The 22,718-nt window shown below is 65.6% G+C and carries 22 protein-coding genes; 9 read left to right on the forward strand and 13 right to left on the reverse strand.

Translation table 11 applies throughout. From position 1 onward, the window contains the following. Positions 1-25: 25 nt before the first annotated feature. From BXA00_RS15745 to fdxA, 10 genes are all read right to left on the reverse strand, one after another. Positions 26-1,009 (reverse strand): branched-chain amino acid ABC transporter permease, encoded by a 984-nt coding sequence (locus BXA00_RS15745; RefSeq protein ID WP_076519348.1) that lies wholly within the window; start codon positions 1,007-1,009, stop codon positions 26-28. Then, a complete protein-coding gene (locus BXA00_RS15750) occupies positions 1,006-1,893 on the reverse strand; it encodes a branched-chain amino acid ABC transporter permease (RefSeq protein ID WP_076519349.1) in 888 nt (295 codons plus the stop codon). The genes BXA00_RS15745 and BXA00_RS15750 overlap by 4 nt, the downstream gene beginning before the upstream one ends. Before the next feature lie 99 nt (positions 1,894-1,992). Continuing rightward, the gene (locus BXA00_RS15755) at positions 1,993-3,207 is read right to left on the reverse strand and encodes an ABC transporter substrate-binding protein (RefSeq protein ID WP_076519350.1); all 1,215 of its coding nucleotides are present in this window, start codon (positions 3,205-3,207) and stop codon (positions 1,993-1,995) included. A 62-nt stretch (positions 3,208-3,269) separates the two neighbouring features. Further along, positions 3,270-3,980, reverse strand: a complete 711-nt coding sequence (locus BXA00_RS15760; protein WP_076519351.1) for an ABC transporter ATP-binding protein — start codon at positions 3,978-3,980, stop codon at positions 3,270-3,272. After that, positions 3,977-4,750 carry an ABC transporter ATP-binding protein gene (locus BXA00_RS15765; RefSeq protein WP_076519352.1) on the reverse strand — a complete coding sequence of 258 codons (774 nt, stop codon included), beginning with the start codon at positions 4,748-4,750 and terminating at the stop codon, positions 3,977-3,979. Before BXA00_RS15765 ends, BXA00_RS15760 begins: the two co-directional genes overlap by 4 nt. 362 nt (positions 4,751-5,112) lie before the next feature. Continuing rightward, a complete protein-coding gene (nth, locus tag BXA00_RS15770; RefSeq protein ID WP_076519353.1) occupies positions 5,113-5,748 on the reverse strand; it encodes an endonuclease III in 636 nt (211 codons plus the stop codon). Then, the gene (gene rsxB, locus BXA00_RS15775) at positions 5,745-6,380 is read right to left on the reverse strand and encodes an electron transport complex subunit RsxB (RefSeq protein ID WP_076519354.1); all 636 of its coding nucleotides are present in this window, start codon (positions 6,378-6,380) and stop codon (positions 5,745-5,747) included. Before rsxB ends, nth begins: the two co-directional genes overlap by 4 nt. Positions 6,381-6,492: 112 nt before the next feature. Then, positions 6,493-7,719, reverse strand: a complete 1,227-nt coding sequence (locus tag BXA00_RS15780; RefSeq protein WP_076519355.1) for a polyhydroxyalkanoate depolymerase — start codon at positions 7,717-7,719, stop codon at positions 6,493-6,495. 212 nt (positions 7,720-7,931) lie between these two features. Continuing rightward, positions 7,932-8,732, reverse strand: a complete 801-nt coding sequence (locus BXA00_RS15785) for a ferredoxin--NADP reductase (RefSeq protein WP_076519356.1) — start codon at positions 8,730-8,732, stop codon at positions 7,932-7,934. 48 nt (positions 8,733-8,780) lie between these two features. After that, the gene (fdxA, locus tag BXA00_RS15790) at positions 8,781-9,104 is read right to left on the reverse strand and encodes a ferredoxin FdxA (RefSeq protein ID WP_006389264.1); all 324 of its coding nucleotides are present in this window, start codon (positions 9,102-9,104) and stop codon (positions 8,781-8,783) included. A gap of 156 nt (positions 9,105-9,260) precedes the next feature. On the opposite strand from fdxA, the gene pncB reads away from it, so the two are divergent. Together pncB and BXA00_RS15800 are read left to right on the forward strand one after the other, a co-directional pair. After that, the gene (gene pncB / locus BXA00_RS15795; RefSeq protein ID WP_076519357.1) at positions 9,261-10,436 is read left to right on the forward strand and encodes a nicotinate phosphoribosyltransferase; all 1,176 of its coding nucleotides are present in this window, start codon (positions 9,261-9,263) and stop codon (positions 10,434-10,436) included. A 73-nt stretch (positions 10,437-10,509) separates the two neighbouring features. Next, on the forward strand, positions 10,510-10,860 hold the full coding sequence (locus tag BXA00_RS15800; protein WP_076519358.1) for a RidA family protein: 351 nt from the start codon (positions 10,510-10,512) through the stop codon (positions 10,858-10,860). A gap of 159 nt (positions 10,861-11,019) precedes the next feature. Here the strand turns inward: BXA00_RS15800 and BXA00_RS15805 are convergent, their stop codons facing one another. Both BXA00_RS15805 and BXA00_RS15810 read right to left on the reverse strand, forming a co-directional pair. Continuing rightward, positions 11,020-11,529, reverse strand: a complete 510-nt coding sequence (locus tag BXA00_RS15805) for a flavodoxin (protein ID WP_076519359.1) — start codon at positions 11,527-11,529, stop codon at positions 11,020-11,022. Beyond that, positions 11,526-12,359 (reverse strand): zinc-dependent peptidase, encoded by an 834-nt coding sequence (locus BXA00_RS15810; protein ID WP_076519360.1) that lies wholly within the window; start codon positions 12,357-12,359, stop codon positions 11,526-11,528. Before BXA00_RS15810 ends, BXA00_RS15805 begins: the two co-directional genes overlap by 4 nt. 108 nt (positions 12,360-12,467) lie before the next feature. On the opposite strand from BXA00_RS15810, the gene BXA00_RS15815 reads away from it, so the two are divergent. Further along, positions 12,468-14,747: a bifunctional (p)ppGpp synthetase/guanosine-3',5'-bis(diphosphate) 3'-pyrophosphohydrolase gene (locus BXA00_RS15815; protein WP_076519361.1), complete on the forward strand. Its 2,280-nt coding sequence runs from the start codon at positions 12,468-12,470 to the stop codon at positions 14,745-14,747. A gap of 76 nt (positions 14,748-14,823) precedes the next feature. Here BXA00_RS15815 and BXA00_RS15820 read toward each other — a convergent pair whose 3' ends face one another. Further along, positions 14,824-16,137, reverse strand: a complete 1,314-nt coding sequence (locus tag BXA00_RS15820; protein ID WP_076519362.1) for an MFS transporter — start codon at positions 16,135-16,137, stop codon at positions 14,824-14,826. A 133-nt stretch (positions 16,138-16,270) separates the two neighbouring features. On the opposite strand from BXA00_RS15820, the gene argE reads away from it, so the two are divergent. From argE to BXA00_RS15850, 6 genes are all read left to right on the forward strand, one after another. Continuing rightward, positions 16,271-17,422, forward strand: a complete 1,152-nt coding sequence (gene argE / locus BXA00_RS15825; protein ID WP_076519363.1) for an acetylornithine deacetylase — start codon at positions 16,271-16,273, stop codon at positions 17,420-17,422. A gap of 121 nt (positions 17,423-17,543) precedes the next feature. After that, entirely contained in the window at positions 17,544-18,743 is a 1,200-nt protein-coding gene (trpB, locus tag BXA00_RS15830) for a tryptophan synthase subunit beta (protein WP_076521966.1), read from the forward strand. 4 nt (positions 18,744-18,747) lie between these two features. Continuing rightward, on the forward strand, positions 18,748-19,611 hold the full coding sequence (trpA, locus tag BXA00_RS15835; RefSeq protein WP_076519364.1) for a tryptophan synthase subunit alpha: 864 nt from the start codon (positions 18,748-18,750) through the stop codon (positions 19,609-19,611). A gap of 36 nt (positions 19,612-19,647) precedes the next feature. Next, a complete protein-coding gene (gene accD / locus BXA00_RS15840; protein WP_076519365.1) occupies positions 19,648-20,523 on the forward strand; it encodes an acetyl-CoA carboxylase, carboxyltransferase subunit beta in 876 nt (291 codons plus the stop codon). A gap of 279 nt (positions 20,524-20,802) precedes the next feature. After that, positions 20,803-21,351, forward strand: a complete 549-nt coding sequence (locus tag BXA00_RS15845; protein ID WP_076519366.1) for an acyloxyacyl hydrolase — start codon at positions 20,803-20,805, stop codon at positions 21,349-21,351. Positions 21,352-21,701: 350 nt separating this feature from the next. Then, positions 21,702-22,709, forward strand: a complete 1,008-nt coding sequence (locus tag BXA00_RS15850) for a tripartite tricarboxylate transporter substrate binding protein (protein ID WP_076519367.1) — start codon at positions 21,702-21,704, stop codon at positions 22,707-22,709. Positions 22,710-22,718 lie beyond the last annotated feature (9 nt).

Here is a 22,718-nt window from a genome sequence, read left to right on the forward strand (position 1 = left end):
TGGGTCATGCTGCGGCGACCGAACCTCAGGCCCGCGCGGCGCGGCGCCGGTTGAACAGCGCGCCCAGTTCGCCCACGATGCCGCGCCGGAAGGCCAGCACGCAGATCACGAAGATCAGGCCGCTCACGATCGTGACGGACTCGCCCAGGCGCAGGAACCATTCCACGCCGGTCCACTTGGCCATCATCTGGCCGAAGTCGCCCACCTTGTTCTCGAGCAGCACGACGATGAACGCGCCCAGCACGGGGCCGGTCAGCGTGCCCAGTCCACCGATCAGCGTCATCAGGATCACCAGCCCGGACATCTGCCAGGTGGCGTCCGACAGCGTGGCGGACACGAACACCAGCGTCTTCGTGGCGCCCGCCAGCCCGGCCAGCGCGGCCGACAGCACGAAGGCCACCAGCTTGAAGCGGTCCACGTCGTACCCCAGCGAAATCGCGCGGGGTTCGTTCTCGCGCACGGCCTGCAGCACCTGCCCGAAAGGCGAGTGCACCGTGCGCCAGATGATGAAGTAGCCAATGATGAAGATGGCCATCACCAGGTAGTACAGGTTCAGGTCGTTGGACAGATCGACGATTCCCAGCAGGGTGCCGCGCGGCACGCTTTGCAGGCCGTCCTCGCCGCCCGTGAAGCCGGCTTGCAGGAAGAAGAAGAACACCATCTGCGCCAGCGCCAGCGTGATCATGGCGAAGTAGATGCCGCTGCGTCGGATGGCGACGGCGCCCATGGCCAGGCCCAGCAGCGCCGCCACGCCCACGCCAAAGAGCAGGCCGAGTTCGGTCGGCAGGCCCCAGACCTTCATGCTGTGCCCGGCGGCGTAGGCCGCGCTGCCCAGGAAGGCGGCATGGCCGAAGGACAGGAGTCCCGTGAAGCCCAACAGCAGATTGAAGGCGCAGGCAAAGAGCGCGTAGCACATGACCTTCATGGCGAAGATCGGGTACACGCCCATGAAGGGGAGCGCGGCCACCACGACCGCCAGGACCGCATAGCCCAGGAATTGACGATTCATTTTTCTTTTCCGAACAGCCCGGCCGGGCGGATCAACAGAACAATGGCCATGATGATGAAGACGACCGTGCTGGACGCTTCGGGCCAGAACACCTTGGTGAGGCCCTCGATCACGCCCAGGCCCAGCCCGGTGACGATGGCGCCGAGAATCGACCCCATGCCCCCGATCACGACCACCGCGAACACGACGATGATGAGGTTGGACCCCATCAGCGGCGAAATCTGCAGCACCGGCGCGGCCAGCACGCCGGCAAAACCCGCCAGCGCGACGCCGAAGCCGTACGTCAGCGTGATCATGCGCGGCACGTTCACGCCGAAGGATTCCACCAGCCGCGGATTTTCGGTGCCGGCGCGCAGCAGGGCGCCCAGCCGCGTGCGTTCAATGACGAACCACGTGGCAAAGCACACGATGATCGAAGCCGCCACGACCCAGCCGCGGTAGTTCGGCAGGATCATGAAGCCCAGGTTGGTCGCGCCGCGCAGGGCGTCGGGCGTGGGGTAGGGCTGGCCCGAGACGCCGTAGAAACTGCGGAACAGCCCCTCGATCAGCAGCGTCAGCCCAAACGTGAGCAGCAGGCCGTACAGGTGGTCCAGCTTGTACAGGTGCTTGAGCAGCAACTTTTCGATGATGATGCCGAACAGCCCCACGATCAGCGGCGCCAGGATCAGCATGATCCAGTAATTCAGGCCGAAGTACGACAGCCCCATCCAGGCGATGAAGGCGCCCAGCATGTAGAGGGCGCCGTGAGCGAAGTTGATGACGTTCAGCAGCCCGAAGATAACGGCAAGTCCGAGCGACAGCATTGCATAGAAGGAACCGTTGACCAGGCCCAGTAATAACTGGCCGAACAAGGCCTGTATGGGGATGCCGAAAATGTCAGTCATCTTGTGAAAATCCTGCGCGGTACGGAAGGAAGCGAGCTAGTCAGGATGAAGGCGGCCGGGCTGTCTGCCCGGACCGCCGCCGGGATCACATCGGCTGGTTTATTTCTTGACCAGCTTGCAGGTGGATTCGGACAACTTGGTGTAGACCTCGTCGCCGGGCAGCGTCGCCACCACCTTGTAGTAGTCCCACGGACCCTTGGACTCGGCCGGGGTCTTCACTTGCATCAGGTACATGTCGTGGATCATGCGGCCGTCTTCGCGCACAAAGCCGCCCTGGGCGAAGAAATCGTTCACCTTGTTCGACTTCATCCACTTCATGACGTCGTCGCCGTTGTCCGAACCCGTCGCCTTGACGGCATTCAGGTAGAAGGTCGCCGACGAGTAGTCGCCCGCCTGCAGCATGGACGGCTTGCGGCCGACCTTGGACTCGAACTTCTTGGCCCAGGCGCGCGAGGCGTCGGATTGGTCCCAATACCAGCCATCGGTCAGGTACATGCCCTTGGTGGCTTCCAGTCCGAGCGAGTGCACGTCGTTGATGAACACCAGCAGTCCGGCCAGCTTCATGGTCTGGGTCACGCCGAATTCATTGGCGGCCTTGACCGTGTTGATGGTGTCGCCGCCCGCATTGGCCATGCCCAGGATCTGCGCCTTGGAGGCCTGCGCCTGCAGCAGGAAGGACGAGAAGTCGGAGGCGCCCAGCGGTGCGCGGACCTGGCCCTTCACGTCGCCGCCGTTGGCCTTGACGACCGCCATCGTGTCGCGCTCCAGCGCGTGGCCGAAGGCGTAGTCGGCCGTCAGGAAGAACCAGCTCTTGCCGCCGTCCTTGACCACCGCCGACCCGGTGCCGCGCGCCAGCGCCACGGTGTCGTAGGCGTAGTGCACGGTGTAGGGCGAACACTGGGCATTGGTCAGGTCGGACGAGCCGGCGCCGACCGCGATGAACGGCTTTTTCTTTTCGGCGGCGACGGCCGCCATGGCCAGGCTGGTGGCCGAGTTGGTGCCGGCGATGATGACATCGACCTTCTGCTGGTCGAACCATTCGCGGGCACGGGCCGATGCCACGTCGGCCTTGTTCTGGTGGTCGGCGGAGACCACTTCGATCTTCTTGCCGTTGACCGAGCCGCCGAAATCCTCGATCGCCATGCGGACCGCGTCCAGGCCGGCCTTGCCGTCGATGTCGGAGTAGACGCCCGACATGTCGGTGATGAATCCGATGCGGATGACATCGTCGGAGATACCTTGAGCGTGGGCGGTTGCCCCCGCGAATCCCAGGCCCGCCATGGCCAGTGCAGCAGTGATGGTGTGCAGCTTCATGGGATGACTCCTCTTCCCTACGGTGTGGTGTTTGCCGGGGTTCCGGCGGATGACAGGTTGTTTTAGACGCCCAACAGTTCGTTGAGCGTGTCCTGTTTTTCTGAAAGTTCGGCCGCTTCGAAATGCTCGACGATCTGGCCGTGCTCCATGACATAGAAGCGGTCGGCCAGCGGCGCGGCGAAGCGGAAGTTCTGCTCCACCATGACGATCGTGTAGCCGCGCTGCTTGAGCGCGGTGATCATGCGGGCCAGCGCCTGCACGATGACGGGCGCGAGGCCTTCGGAGATCTCATCGAGCAGCAGCAGGTTCGCGCCGGTGCGCAGGATGCGCGCGACGGCGAGCATCTGCTGTTCGCCGCCCGACAGGCGCGTGCCCGGGGAATTCCGGCGCTCCAGCAGGTTGGGGAACATGTCGTAGATCTCGGCCAGCGACATGCCGCCGCCCAGCGAGCCCACGACGGGCGGAAGCAGCAGGTTCTCTTCGCACGAAAGGCTGGCGAAGATGCCGCGTTCCTCGGGGCAGTAGCCCACGCCCAGGTGGGCGATCTTGTAGGTGGGCAGGTCGATGGCCTCGGTGCCGTGGATGCGCACGGAACCCTTGCGCGAGCCGGTCAGGCCCAGGATCGCGCGCAACGTCGTGGTGCGGCCGGCGCCATTGCGGCCCAGCAGCGTGACGACCTCGCCCTGTCCCACGCGCATGTCCACGCCGTGCAGGATATGCGATTCCCCGTACCAGGCATGCAGTCCCGAGATTTCGAGTGCGGGGGTGCTCATGCGTGCGCTCCTTGAAGTTCGCCGTCGGTCGTGCCCATGTAAGCCTGCATCACGGCCGGATGGCGGGAGACTTCGGCGTAGGAACCTTCAGCCAGCACCGAACCGCGCGCCAGCACGGTGATGGTGTTGGCAATGGAGGACACGACATTCATGTTGTGTTCCACCATGAGGATGGTGCGCCCGGCGCTGACGCGCTTGATGAGTTGCGTGACGCGATGCACGTCTTCGTGGCCCATGCCCTGGGTGGGTTCGTCCAGCAGCATGAGCTCGGGCTCCATCGCCAGCGTGGTGGCGATCTCGAGCGCGCGCTTGCGGCCGTACGGCAAATTGACGGTGGTCTCGTCGGCGAAGTCGCCCAGGTCCACTTGTTCGAGCAGCGCGCGGGCCGGCTCGTTCAGGACGTCCAGGCGCTTGGCGCTTTGCCAGAAGTGATATGACAGGCCCGTCTTGCGCTGCAGCCCGATCCGCACGTTCTCCAGCACGGTCAGGTGCGGGAACACGGCCGAGATCTGGAATGAACGGATGATGCCGCGCCGGGCGATCTGCGCTGGCCGCTCGCCGGTAATGTCGATACCGTTGAACTTGATGCTTCCCGAAGTGGGAGAGAGAAATTTCGTAAGCAGGTTGAAGCATGTGGTCTTGCCCGCGCCGTTAGGCCCGATCAAGGCATGAATCTCGCCCCGCTTGATACGCAAATCGACCCCATTGACCGCGACGAAGCCGCGGAATTCCTTGGTGAGGCCTTTTGTCTCCAGGATTGTGTCATCCATGTTCGCTGCACCAGCGTTGTATTTATATGGTCTCCACCTGGCGTCGTTGCGTCAGGCCCCCGCAGGGTTGGAAAACTGTCTGCGTGCACAGTTTTCTTATGAGTTGCCGGCGAGTATGCGGACGTCGCAATCAAAATTCCATGAGGGTTTGTCATAGGTTTTGCACTGCGGAAAGGCCAATTGTCGGCATGCCGACAATGCTGTGCCGACATGGGAAGAAAGCCTTTCCAATATGGAAATGCGATGCAGCAAATACGCATTGACCGTCATCAGGATGACATGCGATCGACGGCCAGGGAAAACCCGGTTTTTGGTTCGCGCCGCGGGCCTTTGAAATGCAGCGCGGCAATATGCGGGAAGATTCAGGCGGGCGTTTTCTGCTTGAATTCGCAGAGATCGGAGATGCCGCATTGCGGGCATTTGGGCTTGCGCGCCACGCAGACATAACGGCCATGCAGGATGAGCCAGTGATGGGCATCCAGCAGATATTCGCGGGGCACGAATTTCTCGAGTTTCAGCTCGACTTCCAGCACATTTTTTCCGGGCGCGATTCCGGTGCGATTCGCGACGCGGAATATGTGCGTGTCCACCGCCATCGTCGGTTGTCCGAACGCGGTATTGAGCACGACGTTTGCGGTCTTGCGGCCCACGCCGGGCAGGGCTTCCAGCGCCTCGCGGGTTTGCGGCACCTGGCCGCCATGCTGCTCGATCAGGATCTTGCAGGTGGCGATCGCGTTCTTTGCCTTGGTGCGGAACAGGCCGATGGTCTTGATGTAGTCGGCAAGGCCTTCTTCGCCCAGCGCCAGCAGCGTCTCGGGCGTGCCGTACTGCGGGAAGAACTTGCGCGTGGCGATGTTGACCGACTTGTCCGTGGCCTGCGCCGACAGCAGCACGGCGATCAGCAACTGGAACGGCGTGGCGTATTCCAGTTCGGTGGTGGGGGTGGGATTGGCCGCGTGCAGGCGGGCGAAGATTTCTCGGCGTTTGGCGGCGTTCATGACTGCGTGGGATTGCGGCGGGCCCGGGCGCGGGCCAGCGCGGATTCGATGGCCGAGCGCTTGCGGTCTTCCTTTTGCGTGTCGTCGGCGGCGGGCGCGGCGGGGGCGGGCGTTTCCGGCGCCATCAGGCGGGCGTTGTCGGCGGCCAGCCGCTCGGCGCGGGCCAGGTGATTGCGATGGCGCTGGCGACTGATCGCGGCGTCCTGGTCCGTCCAGGCGCGCCCGGCCGGGACCATCTGGATACAGTCGACCGGACAGGGCGCCACGCACAGGTCGCAACCGGTGCACCAGTCGTCCAGCACGGTGTGCATGTGCTTGTTGGCGCCGACGATGGCGTCCACCGGACAGGCCTGGATGCACAGCGTACAGCCGATGCAATGCGATTCGTCGATGCGGGCGACCAGCAGCGGGCCGGGTTCGCCGCGGGAAAGATCCAGCGGCAGGGCGGGAACGTCCAGCAGCGCGGACAGCGCGGCGATGCCTTCGTCGCCGCCCGGCGGGCAGCGGTTGATGGGCGCGGCGCCCTCGGCGATGGCCTCGGCATAGGGCCGGCAGCCGTCGTAACCGCACTTGGTGCACTGAGTCTGGGGCAGCAAGGCGTCAACGCGGTCGGCGAGTGAGCGACAGGACATGTAAAGCCAATAATGGAAAAAGGGCCGCTCGGGCCCCGTGGATACGGATCAGGCTGCCGGCGGCGCCGGGCGCTTGCCCGTGCCCCGCCCGGCGGACGGAGCGCTGCCGCCCTTATGCCGATTGCCGGATGAACTCGGCAATTTTAGGACAGATCATTTCGCGCCAGCGGCGGCCCGAGAAAATCCCGTAGTGCCCGCAATTGGGCGCCGTGTAATGCGACTTGCGGTCGGCCGGGATGTTCTTGCACAGCTCGATGGCGGCGCGCGTCTGGCCCTGGCCCGAGATGTCGTCCAGTTCGCCTTCGATGGTGAACAGGGCGACGTCCTTGATGTCGGCCGGGCGCACCCGCTTGCCTTCGACTTCCCAGGTGCCGCTGGGCAGCGAGAAGTCCTGGAACACCATGCGGATCGTGTCCAGGTAGAACTCCGCCGGCATGTCCAGCACCGCGTTGTACTCGTCGTAGAAGCGGCGATGCGCTTCGGCGTCGCTGTCGTCGCCCCGCAGCAGGTCCAGGTAGAAGTCGTAATGGGACTTCATGTGGCGGTCGGGATTCATGGCCATGAATCCGGCATGCTGCAGGAACCCGGGGTAGACCTTGCGGCCCGCGCCCGGATAGCGGGGCGGCACGGGATGGATCACCTGGTTCTCGAACCAGGAATAAGGCTTGGTCGTGGCCAGGCGATTGACCTGCGTGGGCGACTGGCGCGGGTCGATGGGACCGCCCATCATCACCATGCTGCGCGGCTGGCAGGGATCGTTGGCGGAAGCCATGAGGGACACGGCGGCCAGCACCGGCACGGTGGGTTGGCAGACCGAAATGACATGCACGTCGGGGCCGAGCCGGCGGATGAAGTCCTGCACGTAGCGCACGTAGTCGTTCAGATGGAACGGACCGGCCGACAGCGGCACCATGCGGGCGTCGACCCAGTCGGTCACGTAGACGTCATGGTTGGGCAGCAGGGCGCGCACGGTATCGCGCAGCAGGGTGGCGTGGTGCCCGGAAAGCGGGGCAACCAGCAGCACCTTGGGGTCGTTCTTGCCGGCCAGGCGGACGTCGCGCTGGAAATGCACCAGGCGGCAGAAAGGCTTGTCCATGGCCACGGCTTCGATCACCCGGACGGACTTGCCGCCGATCTGGGTGGTGGGGAGGTTCCAGGCGGGCTTCTGGTATTCCTTGCCGATACGGGTCATCAGCTCATACCCGGCGGCCAACTGGCGCGAGATCGGGGTATAGGCGAGCGGGCTGTAGGGGCTGGAGAACAGCTGAGAACCGGCGTCCGTGAATGCAGCGAACGGAGTCAGGAAGGCGCGCTGCATTTCGTGCAATTGGTACAGCATTTCGGGGAAGTCCTTCTGGGTCGAGCGTGTGCCCCGATTATTGCTCCGGGGCGTATCGATATATCCAATCAGACTGAAGAATGTCGGGCAAAGTCCCGGTTTCTGTTGCTAAAAAGCGACCCGTCATGTGTTTGGCACCAGTTTAGGGCGGCTTTCATGCCTTGCGGTGATACCAAAAGGAGGATTTATGCACTACGCCGGATCGTACGGCACTACCAGTAGTTTTCTACTGCCAGGTTGCCCGGGATGCCGCGGCGGCCCGGTTTGAACCCACGTTCACCCAGCAATTTTCGTGCCTCGGCCAACATGGCCGGGTTGCCGCACAGCATGACCTTGGCGGTTTCCGGATCCAGCGGCTGGCCGGCAAGCTGCTCCAGGCGGCCGTCGGCAATGAGCGTGGTGATGCGTTCCTGCGGCATGCCGGGCACGGCTTCGCGCGTGGCGATGGGCAGGTAGACGAGCTTGCCGGGATCGGCCGCGAAGACGTCGGCCAGGGCCGGATCGCGGCGCCAGGACTCGATCTCGTCGCGATAGGCCAGTTCCGCCGCGGTGCGCACGCCGTGCACCAGGATGATGCGGCGGTAGGCGCGCCAGACGGCGGGGTCGCGCAGGATGGACAGGTAGGCCGACAGGCCGGTGCCGGAGGCCAGCAGCCACAGGTCGCCCCCGGGGGCAAAGCGTTCCAGCGTCAGGAAGCCGTAGGGCGCCTTTTCGACATAGAGCGGATCGCCGGGCTGCAGGCGCGCCATGCGCGGGCTGAAGAGGCCCTCCGGGACGACGATCGAATAGAACTCCAGCCAGGGCTCGTGCGGCGCAGACACCATGGAGTAGGCGCGCCATATCGTGGGAGGACCGCTGGGGTCGTCCGCGCCAGGCAGGCCGACGCGGGCGAACTGGCCGGGCAGGAACGCAAACGCGTCATCCCGCGTCACGCGCACGGAGAAGAGTTTGTCCGGCACCCAGGTCTGGACGCTGGTGATGGTCTGGCGCGTATATTTGGAATCGTCGGTCATCGGGGCATCGCACGAAGCGCCGGCCGCGTTGCGGCGGGCGCCTGCGGATTACTTTTCCAGGTATTGCAGCTTGTCCTGCTTGCCGTTCCATTCGTCGGCGTCGGGCAGGGGCTTCTTGGCGCGGCTGATGCTGGCGAATTCCGGTGAAAGTTCGGCGTTCAGCGCGATGAAATTCAGTTGGTCCTGCGGCACGTCTTCTTCGGCGTAGATCGCGTTGGCGGGGCATTCGGGGATGCAGACCGCGCAGTCGATGCATTCGTCCGGGTCGATCACGAGGAAATTCGGACCCTCACGAAAACAGTCCACCGGGCACACGTCTACGCAATCGGTGTACTTGCACTTGATACAGTTTTCGGTGACTACGTGGGTCATTCAGGAACTCCGGGGATCGGCGGCAGATGTGTCTTGATGTGCGATTTTACCCAATGCCGCGCGGATGTGCCGGCAATACCCGTATTGACAGCGTGGCCCATCGTGCCGAAGGGCGTGTTCTCTATGCTATGGTGTCGCGAAACGAAACGCGCAATCATGATTATTACTTCGCTGCTCGACACCGACCTGTACAAGTTCAGCATGATGCAGGTGGTGCTGCATCATTTTCCCGCTGCCCAGGTCGAGTACCGGTACAAATGCCGAACCCAGGGCGTCGACCTGCGCCCCTATCTGGACGAAATCCGCCAGGAAGTGCACCAGCTTTGCCAGTTGCGCTTCACGGAAGACGAACTGAAATATCTGGGCAGCTTGCGCTTCATCAAAAGCGACTTCGTTGATTTTCTGGGCCTGTTTCACATGCCCGAGCGCTGCATCCACATCGCCGAAGGCGAAGGACCCGGCGAGATCAGCATCGAGGTAAAGGGACCGTGGCTGCACACGATCCTGTTCGAGATCCCCGTGCTGGCCATCGTCAACGAGGTCTATTTCCGCAACACGCGCAAGCATCCGGACTGGGAAGAGGGCCGCAAGCGGCTGCAGTCCAAGATGCACCTGGTGCTGGACGACCCCGCGCTGGCCGATTTCCGGGTGGCCGAATACGGCACACGGCGCCGCTTCTCCAAGGCCTGGCACGAAGAGATCGTCTCGACCATGAAGGCCGAGATGGGGCCGCACTTTGCCGGCACCAGCAACGTGCTGCTCGCCAAGGAACATGACGTGCTACCGCTGGGCACCATGGGCCATGAATACCTGCAGGCGTGCCAGGCGCTGGGGCCGCGCCTGCGGGATTCGCAGGTGTTCGCGCTGGAGGTCTGGGCCAAGGAATACCGCGGCGACCTCGGCATCGCGCTGTCCGACGTCTACGGCATGGATGCGTTCCTGCGCGATTTCGACATGTACTTCTGCAAGCTGTTCGACGGCGCGCGCCACGATTCCGGCGATCCTTTCATCTGGGGCGAGCGCCTGCTCGAGCACTACCGCAAGAACCGCGTGGATCCGCGCGCCAAGACGCTGGTGTTCTCGGATGCGCTGACCTTTCCCCGTGCCATCGAACTGGCGCGCCAGTTCTCGGGCCGCTGCAAGGTGTCGTTCGGCATCGGCACAAACCTCACCAACGACCTGGGCCACGAGCCGCTGCAGATCGTCATGAAGATGGTCCGCTGCAACGGACAGCCGGTGGCCAAGGTGTCCGACGCGCCAGAAAAGACGATGTGCGACGATCCCGCCTACCTGGCCTACCTGCGCCAGGTGTTCCAGTTGCCGCCCGCCTGACGACGCCGAGGCGTCTGCGCGCGGGCATGTTTGCCCAGTTCCACCCACTCCACTCGACTCTAGGGGAATTTTCATGAGCAGCATCAAGCGCTTTCACGTGGCCAAGCGCCTGTCGGACATGGCCGTGTACAACGGCGTTGCCTACCTGGCGGGCCAGGTGCCGGACGACGCCACGCTGGACATCACCGGCCAGACCGAGCAAGTGCTGGCCACGATCGACCGCCTGCTGGCCGAAGCCGGCACCGACAAGACCAAGATCCTGATGGCCCAGATCTACGTGGCCAACATGAAGGAATTCGACGGCATGAACAAGGCCTGGGATGCGTGGGTCGCCGACGGCAATTCGCCTCCGCGCGCCACCGTCGAGGCCCGCCTGGCCAATCCCGACTACAAGGTCGAGATCGTGGTGACGGCCGCCCTCTGATTGCGCGGCCATGGCCGGCTGCGGCCGGCGCAGCGAAAAAAGCCCTCTGGCGCACGTGCCGAGGGCTTTTTTGTCGCGCAGCGCAAGGCGGCAGGACCAGGTGTCCAGGTGTCAGACATCGTGCCCACCGTGCCCACCGTGCCACACCGCGCGACTTCCCTACGCGCCCATCAACACCATGCCCGCCAGCAGCCCGCCCAGTTCCTCGCAGCGGGCCAGGTCGGCGGCCGCCACCGTCTTGGGCGCCAGGATCTGGGCGGCGGTCTGCGCGCCCATGTTGACGATCAGCGCCGGCGCGATGGCGGTCAGGCGCCAGCCCGTGCAGATGCGTTCGACCTGCCGCGCCGCGCCCGAGCCGTCGCTGCCGGCGCTGATCATGGCGGCGTAGGGGCGGCCCTGGATGCGGTCCAGCACGGCGTAGTAGTTGCGGTCAAAGCATTCCTTCATCTCGCCGCTCAGGCTGGCAAGATTCTCGGGGGCGCAGAAAAGATAGCCCTGGCTGGCCAGCAACGCATCGGCATCGGCGTCCTGCGCCCGCCGCAGTTCGATCCGCAGATCGTCCGCCTGTTCCAGGGCCGCGGCCGCCGCCGCCGCGCCGCGCGCCGCAGCCTGGGCCATCTGCTGCGCCGCGCCGGTGCGCGAATGCCAGACGATCAGCAGCTGTTTCATGCGTAACGTTCCGCCGGGTCCTGCCGGTAGTAAGCCCGCAGCAGGGCATACCACTCGGGCAGGGCCTGCTGCATGGGGTGGGGGTCGACGAAGAAGTGTTCCGAGCTGACGGCAAAGAACTCCGCTTCGTCCGTGGCGGCATACGGGTCCAGGGGCAACTGGCCATACCAGGCGTCCGCGTCCTCGCTTTCCGGGTCCACGTCGCGCGGAATGGCGGCTTCCACGGCGTCGACGGCGGCAATGAAACGGTCCAGGCTGTCGTCCAGCACCCGGCGCCAGGCGCGCGGATCGAGTTCGGGATGCGCCGCCAGCGACGGCATGCCGTCCGCATCGCCCGAACGCAGGTCCAGCTTGTGCGCGAATTCGTGGATGACCACATTGAAGCCGCCTTCGGACAACTGCGTGTCTTCCCAGGACAGGACCAGCGGTCCGCCTTCCCAGGCCTCGCCCGCGGCGTCTTCGATGTATTCATGGACGACGCCGTCCTCGTCCTGGCGCGACCGGGGGATGCGGAAGCTGGCCGGATACACGATGATCTCGTCCCAGCCTTCGTACAGTTCTGGCGCGAGGTTCAGGATGGGCAGGCCGGCCTGCGCCGCGATGGACAGCCGCATGAAGTCCGAGACCGCCAGGCCCTGCGCGCCGTTGATGGTCTTGCTGGCCAGCAGCCAGGCGGCCCGCGCCTGCAACTGGGCGGTTTCGTCGGGGGTCAGCGCCGCCAAAAATGGGTAGGCGTCCAGCACCTGCCTCCAGAGTTCGGGCGGGATGCGGGCCTGCATGTCGGCCACCGCGGACGGGCGGGCGCCCCGGCCCTTCAGCCAGCGCAACATAAGCTTTGGTTCCTACGATATGCCGCGATGCGGCAGTGGGTTCAGGGTGACTGATGCCTAGTGTAGAGTGTCGGGATATTCAACCAAACCCCCTGCGCTACGTCCGTTATGTCCGCCCCGCCTGTTCCCGATGCGCCTTCGCCATTCGACGCTTCCTGGCGGCAGCAAGCCGGAGCCGGGCTGGATGACGACGGCCTGGCGCTGATCGACCGTGCGGTGCAGTGGGCCGTGCCTCGCTTCGAGGGGCAGCAGGCGCTTACGGGCGAGCCGCTGGCAGAACACGGCGCCGGCGTGGTCCGTATCCTGGCCGGCCTGCACACCGACGCCGCCACGCGCGCCGCCGCGCTGCTGGCCGCCTTGCCCACCGACCTGATGGCCCCCGCGCCGTCCCTGCGCAATGACCCCATCGCCACGGCATTCGGGGCGGAGATCGCCCGTCTGGTGCAGGGCACCTATGCGCTGTTGCGGCTGGGCGTGGTGGCCCGCCAGGCCAGCGACGTGGCCGCGGAAAGCGGCTCGCAGAAGGAAATGCAGCGCAAGATGCTGCTGGCCATGGCGGCCGACCTGCGCATCGTGCTGATGCGCCTGGCCTCGCGGCTGCGCACGCTGCGCTGGCACGCCGAAAGCAAGGCGCCATGCTCGCCGGGCTTTGCGCGCGAAACCCTGGACCTGTATGCCCCCTTGGCCAACCGGCTGGGCATCTGGCAGATCAAATGGGAAATGGAAGACCTGTCGTTCCGCTTCCTGGAGCCCGAAAAATACAAGCAGATCGCCCGCCTGCTCGAAGAAAAGCGGGTCGAGCGCGAGGCCTTCATCGCCGGGGCCATCGCGCGCCTGCAGCAGGCGCTGGCCAAGGGCGGCATCGACGCCGAAGTCAGCGGGCGTCCCAAGCACATCTACAGCATCTGGAACAAGATGCGCGTCAAGCGCCTGGACTTCGCCCAGATGTACGACCTGCGCGCGCTGCGCGTCATCGTGGAGGACGTGCGCGCCTGCTATACGGCGCTGGGCATGGTCCATGAAATGTGGACGCCGCTCTCCGACGAGTTCGACGACTACATCTCGCGTCCCAAGCCCAATGGCTACCGGTCCCTGCACACGGTGGTGGCCGACGACGACGGCCGTCCCTTTGAAGTGCAGATCCGCACGCGCGAGATGCACCAGTTCGCCGAATACGGCATGGCCGCGCATTGGCGCTACAAGGAAGCTGGCGCCAAGGGCGGGCAGGTGGCCGCCTCCAGCGAATACGACCGGCAGCTTGCGTGGATGCGTCAGTTGCTCGCCTGGAACAGCGAGGTCGAAGGGGGCGCGGACGCGGCGCCGGAACCGGCCAAGTCCCCGTCCGGCAAGGCCCCCTCCGGCAAGGGCCGCGGCGCCGTCGCGGCGCCCGCGCCGGGCGACGACCGCATCTACGTGCTGACGCCGCAGGCGCGCGTGATCGAGCTGCCCGCGGGCGCGACGCCGGTGGATTTCGCGTATCACCTGCATACCGACCTGGGCCATCGCTGCCGGGGCGCGCGCGTCGACGGCCAGATGGTGCCGCTGCAGACGCGCCTGTCCACCGGCCAGACCGTGGAGATCCTCTCCGCCAAGTCCGGCGGCCCGTCGCGCGACTGGCTCAATCCGCAACTGGGCTTTCTGGCCAGCCCGCGCGCCCGCGCCAAGGTGCGCATGTGGTTCAACGCGATCGAGCTGCAGCAGCGCATCACGCAGGGCCAGGCCCTGGTCGAAAAAGAGCTGCAGCGCCTGGGCAAGACCGCGGTCAACTTGGAGCAACTCGCGCAGAATCTGGGCTTTGCCCGCGCCGACGATCTCTACGTCGCGGCCGCCAAGGAAGAATTCAGCCTGCGGCAGATCGACGCGCTGTTCCAGCAGCCGGGACCGGCCACGGAACCCCAGCCCGCCGCGCTGCGCCACGCCAGCGCGGGCAGCGCCGAGAAAAGCGGCAAGAGCGGCGTGCTGGTGGTGGGCGTGGGATCGCTGCTCACGCAGCTTGCCCGCTGCTGCCGGCCCGCGCCGCCCGATGCCATCTCCGGTTTCGTGACGCGGGGGCGCGGCGTGTCCATCCACCGCCGCGATTGCCACAGCTACCTGGCGCTCGCCGCCCGCGAGCCGGAACGCGTCATCGAGGTGGCGTGGGGCGAAACGGCCGACACCTTCTACCCGGTGGACATCAGCGTGCGCGCGCACGACCGTTCAGGCCTGTTGCGCGACCTGTCCGAAGTCTTCGCGCGGCTGCGCCTGAACGTGGTGGGCGTGAACACGCAGAGCAAGCAGTCGCTCGCCCACATGGTGTTCACGGTGGAAGTGCGCGGCGGGGAATCCCTGTCCCGCGCGCTGGACGCCCTGGCCGAGGTGCAGGGCGTGTCGTCGGCGGTGCGCCGCTAGGCTGTGATCCGGCGGCGCGAGCCGCCGCCAGATCCTGTCCCGCGGTCGCCGGAGCGGGCCGGGGGCCCGCCGCGCGTCAGTGTTCCAGCTTCTCGTGCGCGCGGTCGCGCATGTAGAAGGCGGCGACCAGGCCCAGGGCCACGCCAAACATCACGTAGTAGGCGGGCGCCATGGGCGAGCCCGTGGTCTTGATCAGCCAGGTCACGATGAACTGCGCGAAACCGCCGAAGATCATCACGGCGACGTTATAGGCCAGCGACAGGCCCACCGAGCGCACGCGCGCGGGGAACAGTTCGGCCATGACCGTGCTGAACACGCCAAAAAAGGCCGACACGAAAATGCAGACAACGACCTGCACGGTCAGCAACCGGCCGATCGAGGGCGCGTCCGACAGCCAGAAGTAGAGCGGGTACAGCACGATCAGATAGCCGATCAGCGAGCCGATCACCAGCGGGCGGCGGCCGATGCGGTCGGACCAGGCGCCCATGAAGGGGGTTAGCAGCACCATCAGGGCCGCGCCCGCCATCTGCACCAGGAAGGTGTGGTTCAGCGGCAGCTTCAGGATCTGCGTGGAGTAGGTCACCAGATACGTGAACGTGATGTAGATGGACACCGTGGCCGTCACCACCAGGCCCACGCCGATCAGCGTCTCGCGCGTGTGGGTGCGCAGCATCTGGCCCAGCGTCAGGCGCTGCACCTCGCCCCGCGCGGCTGCCTGGCGGTCGGCTTCCTTCATTTGCTTGAAGACATCCGTTTCGTCGACGTTGCGGCGGATATAGATGGCGATCGGCACAATGACCAGGCCGAACGCGAAAGGCAGGCGCCATGCCCAGTCGGCGATCTGCTGCTCGGTGAAGAACTCGGTGATGAGCGTGCCGCAGCCCGCGCCGATCAGCAGCGCCAGCATCTGGCCCGCCATCTGCCACGAGCCGTAGAAGCCGCGCCGGCCATTGGGCGCCATTTCGATCAAGAGCGCCGTCGAGGTGCCGAATTCGCCGCCCGCCGAGAACCCCTGCAAGAGGCGCGCGATGAGGATGAAGATGGGCGCCAGGATGCCGGCGGCATGGTAGGTCGGGGCGACCGTGATCAGCGCGATGGACACGGCCATCAGCGAGGTCACCATCACCATCGCGGCCTTGCGGCCCTTGCGGTCGCCGTACAGGCCCAGGATGATGCCGCCCACCGGGCGCATGAAAAAGCCCACGCCAAAGATGGCCGTGGTCATGAGGATGGCGTTCAGTTCGCTGCCGGGGATGCTGGGATCGGTGGGAAAGAACAGCTTGGCGATGATCGGCGTCATGAACGCGAACACCAGGAAGTCATACCATTCGAGGGCGTTGCCTATCACTGCTGCCACGATGTTGCGTGTGGGGACTGCTTTGTGCTGCACGGGTTCTCCTTGGGGGGCTCGTCAAATGCGGCCGACATTCTAGGCGTTTACCGCGAGGACGGTCCCGCAGGCCGTCCGCGACGCGGGCGCCCGCTGGCTTTACACTGCGTCTTTTCCCCACGAGAGTAGTGACATGAACGCGCGCACCTGGCTGGAAACGCTGGTTGGCTTTGACACCACCAGCCGCAATTCCAATCTTGCCCTGATCGAAACCGTCCGTGACTGGCTCAAGGGCCAGGGCGTCGATGCCTGGCTCGCGCACAACCCCGAGCGCACCAAGGCCAACCTGTTCGCCACGCTGCCCGCCCAGGACGGCAACCAGCAGGGCGGCATCGTCCTGTCGGGCCACACCGACGTGGTGCCCGTGGACGGCCAGGACTGGAGCACCGATCCGTTCAAGCTCGTCGAAAAGGACGGCCTGCTGTACGGGCGCGGCAGCTGCGACATGAAGGGCTTCATCGCCGGATCGCTGGCCTTGGTGCCGGAATTCATGGCCATGCCCCGCAAGAAGCCCATCCACCTGGCGTTCTCCTACGACGAGGAAGTCGGCTGCGCGGGCGCGCCGTACATGCTGGCCGACCTGCTCGAGCGCGGCATCCGTCCCGAAGGCTGCGTGGTCGGCGAGCCGACCGGCATGCAGGTGGTGGTGGCGCACAAGGGCATCAATCTCTTTCGCTGCAAGGTCCACGGCAAGGCGGCCCATTCGTCGCTGACGCCGCGCGGCTGCAACGCCATCGAGTACGCCGCCCGCCTCATCTGCCGCATCCGCGACCTGGCCGACAGCTTCAAGGCCAACGGGCCCTACGACCAGTTCTACGACGTGCCGTTCTCCACGATGACCACCAACCAGATCCGGGGCGGCATCGCGGTCAACACCATTCCTGAACTCTGCGAATTCACCTACGAATTCCGCAACCTGCCGGGCATGCGCCCCGACGACATCCAGGCCGAAGTCGAAAAATACGTGCGCGAAGAACTCCTCCCGCGCATGCAGGCCGAATTCGACGGCGCCCGCATCGACATCGAGACCGGCGCCGCTGCGCCCGCGCTGGAAGCCTCGGAAGAAGCCGCCATCACGCAGCTCGTGCGCGCCCTGACCGAGGACCGCGCCACGCGCAAGGTCGCCTACGGCACCGAGGCCGGCCTGTTCCAGGGCATCGGGATCCCCACGGTGGTCTGCGGCCCCGGCCATATCGAACAGGCCCACAAGCCCAACGAATACGTGGCCCTGGACCAGCTCGCCGCGTGCGAGACCTTCCTGCGGCGCATGGGGCAGTCGCTCTGAGGAGCGGGACGCCCCAGGGGCGGGCGGCGCGCCGGTGCCGCCCGCGTCAGGTAAAATGACGGGTTGCAAACCGGATTTGCGGCGGGCATTGGCCTATCCGCGTTCCGGGGGAGATGCTTTGGTGAAACCTTACGACTTTCCGGATGCCAAGGGCCATTTCGGGCCTTATGGCGGTGTTTTCGTGGCGGAAACGCTGATGCACGCGCTCGACGAGCTGCGCGCGGCCTACGACCGTTGCCGGGTCGATCCCGCCTTCCTGGAAGAGTTCAACTACGAACTCAAGCATTTCGTGGGCCGGCCCAGTCCGGTCTATCACGCCCGCCGCTGGTCCGAGCTCGTGGGCGGCGCCCAGATCTGGTTCAAGCGCGAAGACCTGAACCACACCGGCGCCCACAAGGTCAACAACTGTATCGGCCAGGCCCTGCTCGCCAAGCGCATGGGCAAGCCGCGCGTCATCGCCGAGACCGGCGCGGGCCAGCACGGCGTGGCCACCGCCACGGTGGCGGCCCGCTACGGCATGGAATGCGTGGTGTACATGGGCAGCGAAGACGTGCGCCGTCAGGCGTCCAACGTCTACCGCATGAAGCTGCTGGGCGCCACGGTGGTGCCCGTGACCTCCGGTTCGCGCACCCTGAAGGACGCGCTGAACGAAGCCATGCGCGACTGGGTCACCAACATCGAAAACACGTTCTACATCATCGGCACGGTGGCGGGTCCGGACCCCTATCCCCGCATGGTGCGCGACTTCCAGACCGTGATCGGCAACGAATGCCTGACGCAGATGCCCGAGGCCATCGGCCGCCAGCCCGACTACGTGGTGGCGGCGGTGGGCGGCGGTTCCAACGCCATGGGCATCTTCCATCCCTACATCCCGTATGAAAACGTGCGCCTGATCGGCGTCGAGGCTGCCGGGGAAGGCATGGACAGCGGCAAGCACGCCGCATCGCTGGCCGCCGGCCAGGTGGGCGTGCTGCACGGCAACCGCACCTATGTCATGCAGAACGCCGATGGCCAGGTCCAGGAAACGCATTCCGTCTCCGCCGGCCTGGACTATCCCGGCGTGGGTCCCGAACACGCCTGGCTCAAGGACTCGGGCCGCGCCGAATACGTGGGCATCACGGACGACGAAGCCCTGAAGGCCTTCCACGACTGCTGCCGCATCGAAGGCATCATGCCGGCCCTGGAATCCTCCCATGCCATCGCCCACGCCGTGAAGTTGGCCGCCACGCTGCCGCGCGACGCCGTGATCCTGGTCAATCTGTCGGGCCGGGGCGACAAGGACATGCATACCGTCGCCGAACGCGCCGGCCTCGAGCTCTGACACCATGACAACCCGCACCGATCGCATCGCCGCGGCTTTCGCGCGCACCGCTGAATCCGGCCGCGCCGCGGCCCTGATTCCCTACATCGCCGCCGGCGATCCTTCCCCCGCCGCCACGGTTCCCCTGATGCACGCGCTGGTCCAGGCCGGCGCCGACGTCATCGAACTGGGCGTGCCGTTCTCCGATCCGATGGCCGACGGCCCCGTGATCCAGCGCGCCGCGGACCGCGCCATCGCGCAGGGCGTGGGCCTGGCGCGTGTGCTCGACCTGGTGGCCGAATTCCGCCAGCGCGACACCGACACGCCCGTGGTCCTGATGGGCTACGCCAATCCCATCGAGCGCATGGGCCAGGCGGAATTCGCCAGCCGTGCCGCGCAGGCCGGCGTGGACGGCGTGCTGGTCGTGGACTATCCGCCCGAAGAAGTCATCGAATTCGCCGCCACGCTGGGCGGGCACGGCATTGCGCCGATCTTCCTGCTGGCGCCCACGTCCACCGAAGACCGCATCAAGGCCGTGTCCGGCGTGGCGCGCGGCTATGTCTACTACGTCTCGCTCAAGGGCGTGACGGGCGCCGGCTCGCTCAACACCGACGACGTCGCCGAGCGCGTCGCCGTGATCCGCCGCCACGTGCGCGACATCCCGGTCGGCGTTGGGTTCGGCATCCGCGATGCCGAAAGCGCCCAGCGCGTGGCGCGCGTTGCCGATGCGGTCGTCATCGGCAGCAAACTGATCGAAACCATGGAACAGGCGGTCGCCAATGCGCCGGCTGCCCAGCAAACCGACGCCGCAGTCGCCGCCGCCAGCGGCTGGCTGCGCACCATCCGGCAGGCGCTGGATCAAGTCAAACGCGAGAACGCGTCGGCCTGAGCGGCCGGGCGCGATCTCAAACGGGATGAATAATCAATGAGCTGGATCGATAAACTCCTGCCTCCTCGCATCAATAAAACCAGCGACAGCGGCGCCCGCCGCGTTCCCGAAGGCCTGTGGGTGAAATGCCCGTCGTGCGAATCGGTGCTGTATAGCGAAGACCTGGCAGCCAACCTCCACGTCTGCCCCAAGTGCGACCACCACATGCGGATCGGGGCTCGCGCCCGCATCGATTCGCTGCTCGACATGGAAGGCCGCGTCGAAATCGGCCAGACCACGCGTTCGGTCGACACGCTGAAGTTCAAGGACACGCGCAAGTATCCCGAGCGCCTGCAAGAGGCCGTCAAGGCCACGGGCGAAACCGACGCGCTGGTGGTCATGAGCGGCTCGATCCGCGGCGTGCCCGCCACGCTGGCCTGCTTTGAATTCGAGTTCATGGGCGGTTCCATGGGCTCGGTGGTCGGCGAGCGCTTCGCGCGCGGCGCGCAGGCCGCCCTGGACAACAAGACCCCCTTCATCTGCGTTGCCGCTTCCGGCGGCGCGCGCATGCAGGAAAGCCTGCTGTCGCTGATGCAGATGGCCAAGACGAACGCCATGCTGACCCGCCTGTCGGCGGCCGGCCTGCCGTTCATCAGCGTGCTGACCGATCCCACCATGGGCGGCGTGTCGGCCAGCTTCGCCTTCATGGGCGACGTGGTCATTGCGGAGCCCAAGGCGCTGATCGGCTTTGCCGGCCCGCGCGTGATCGAGCAGACCGTCCGCGAAAAGCTGCCGGAAGGCTTCCAGCGCGCCGAATTCCTGCTGCAAAAGGGCGCGATCGACATGGTCGTCGACCGCCGCCAACTGCGCGAGGAAATCGCCCGCCTGCTGGCCCTGTTGACCAACCAGCCGGCGGACGTGGTCACCGCCTGAGAATGCTGCCTGGATGCCTGGCCCCAGTGGTCGGGCCGTCCAGTGACACATGCCGCCGGCAGCCTCGTGCTTTCGGCGGCATTTTTCTGCGCGCGACGCGGTTCTCGGGAACGGCGCTTGCTAAGGCCGCCTAGCGCGATATCGCAGGCCTGAAACACGCGATTTTCGGAACAGTCTTTTTCATGGCAATTTGTTGCCAGATTGCGACAGGCACTACGCCAGTTGATCCGGATTTTGCTATGGTCTCCCGTTAGTCCAGAAACACATGGAGTTATTCCAATGCAGTCGACGAAGAAGAAAATGCTGACGCGCCTTGCCGGCCTTGCCCTGGCAGGGGTTGCCACCTTCGCGAGCGCCCAGTCGTCCGAAGGCACCCAGGGGGGCGTGAGCCTGCACTACGGCATTGGCGACCACTACAAGCGCCTGACCCTCAACTACGAAACCGCTTCGCTCTGGACTTATCAATTTGGCGGCAATTGGGGACGCCTTGATCTGACGCCGGAATTCGGTGCGTCGTACTGGCAGGCCGACGGTTCCCGCTCGCCGGGCCACGTGTGGCAATTCAGCGCCATCCCGATGTTCCGCTGGTGGACCGGTGAACGCTTCTACATCGAAGCGGGTATCGGCGCCACGCTGTTTTCCAGCACGCGCTTTGCCGACGAAAACATCAGCACGGCCTTCCAGTTCGGCGACCACGTCGGCCTGGGCTTCCTGGTCACCCCGAACAACCGCATCGGTCTGCGTTATTCGCATTTCTCGAACGCCAGCATCAAGCGTCCGAATCCGGGCCTGGACGTCGTGCAGCTTACCTACACGTACCAGTTCTGATTGCCTCCTGCATGGACGCAGGGCGCGCTCGCCTGAGCGGGCGCCCTGCGCGCAGATCCTGCAAAACCACCCGTCCGGGTGGTTTTTTTTTGCCCTGCGCCGGGAGCTGGTCTATTTTCCGGCCACTTTTCCGGCCTCCTGTCCTGCCTGTCGCTGGGGCGCAGCCCGACGATTCAACACCTCAAAAAGATTATGTTCTGACTGCGTTTCCACGTACTTGTTGGTGTGGAGTGCTATGCCCAGAATGCCCTGGCGACACCCAAAACCACAACGAGCCGTCGCAGGGCCCTGATCGCCGCTTCCCGCGCGGTCCCGCAGGCGCCCCGGAGTACGGCCCACGGAGACGTCAGATGAAATACCCCTGTATGCAGGCGCGCCGCATGGCGCGCATGGCCGGCGCCGCCGGCCTGGCTATTGCGCTTGCCACCGCATCCTCCATCGCGCTGGCCGACGAATTCCCGAACAAACCCTTGCGTATGGTCGTGGGCTTTGCGCCCGGAGGCGGCGCGGACATCGTGGCCCGCCTGGTGGGCGCGAAGATGGCCGAAAACCTGGGGCAGCAGGTGGTCGTCGAGAACCGCGCCGGCGCCACGGGCACGATCGCCGCCGACAACGTGGCGCGCTCGCCCGCCGACGGCTATTCGCTGTTTCTGGGGTCGCAGTCCACCATGGTGGTCGCGCCGTCCTTGTTTCCCACGTTGCCCTTCACGCCCGAGAAGGACTTCACGCCGGTCTCGCAAGTGGTCACCATGCCGTTGATCCTGGTGGTCAATCCCGCCCTGATCGACGTCAAGAGCGTCGGCGAGCTCACCGACCACATCCGGAAGGCCGGCAACGGCGCGCTCAGCTATGCCTCCTCGGGCCAGGGCGGCCCGCAGCACATCGCCGGAGAGCTGTATGCCCACATGGTGGGCACCAAGGTGACGCATGTGCCTTACAAGGGCGAATCGGCCGCGATTGCCGACGTGCTGGGCGGACATGTGCCCTACATGTTCGCGAACCTGCCGGTGGCGCTGCCGCACATCAGCTCGGGCAAGGTGCGCCCGCTGGCCATCACCAGCCTGAAACGCGACCCCAAGGCGCCCCAGATCCCCACGCTGGCCGAATCCGGCTTCAAGGACTTCGAGGTCTCGACCTGGTACGGCGTCTTCGCGCCGGCCAAGACGCCCAAGGCCGTGGTCGACAAGCTTTCCACCTCGATCCGGTCCGCGCTGGACCAGCGCGATATGCAGGCCAAGCTCAGCGAGCAGGGCTTCACGGTGGTGGGCAGCGATTCGGCCGCCTTCAGCCGTTTCGTGGGCGCCGAGCTGCCGCGCTGGTCGGTGCTGATCCGCGACATCGGCATCAAGCCCGAGTAGGGCGGACCT

Origin of the sequence: Achromobacter sp. MFA1 R4, assembly GCF_900156745.1 — a bacterium.
In the GTDB taxonomy this organism is placed as follows: domain Bacteria; phylum Pseudomonadota; class Gammaproteobacteria; order Burkholderiales; family Burkholderiaceae_B; genus Achromobacter.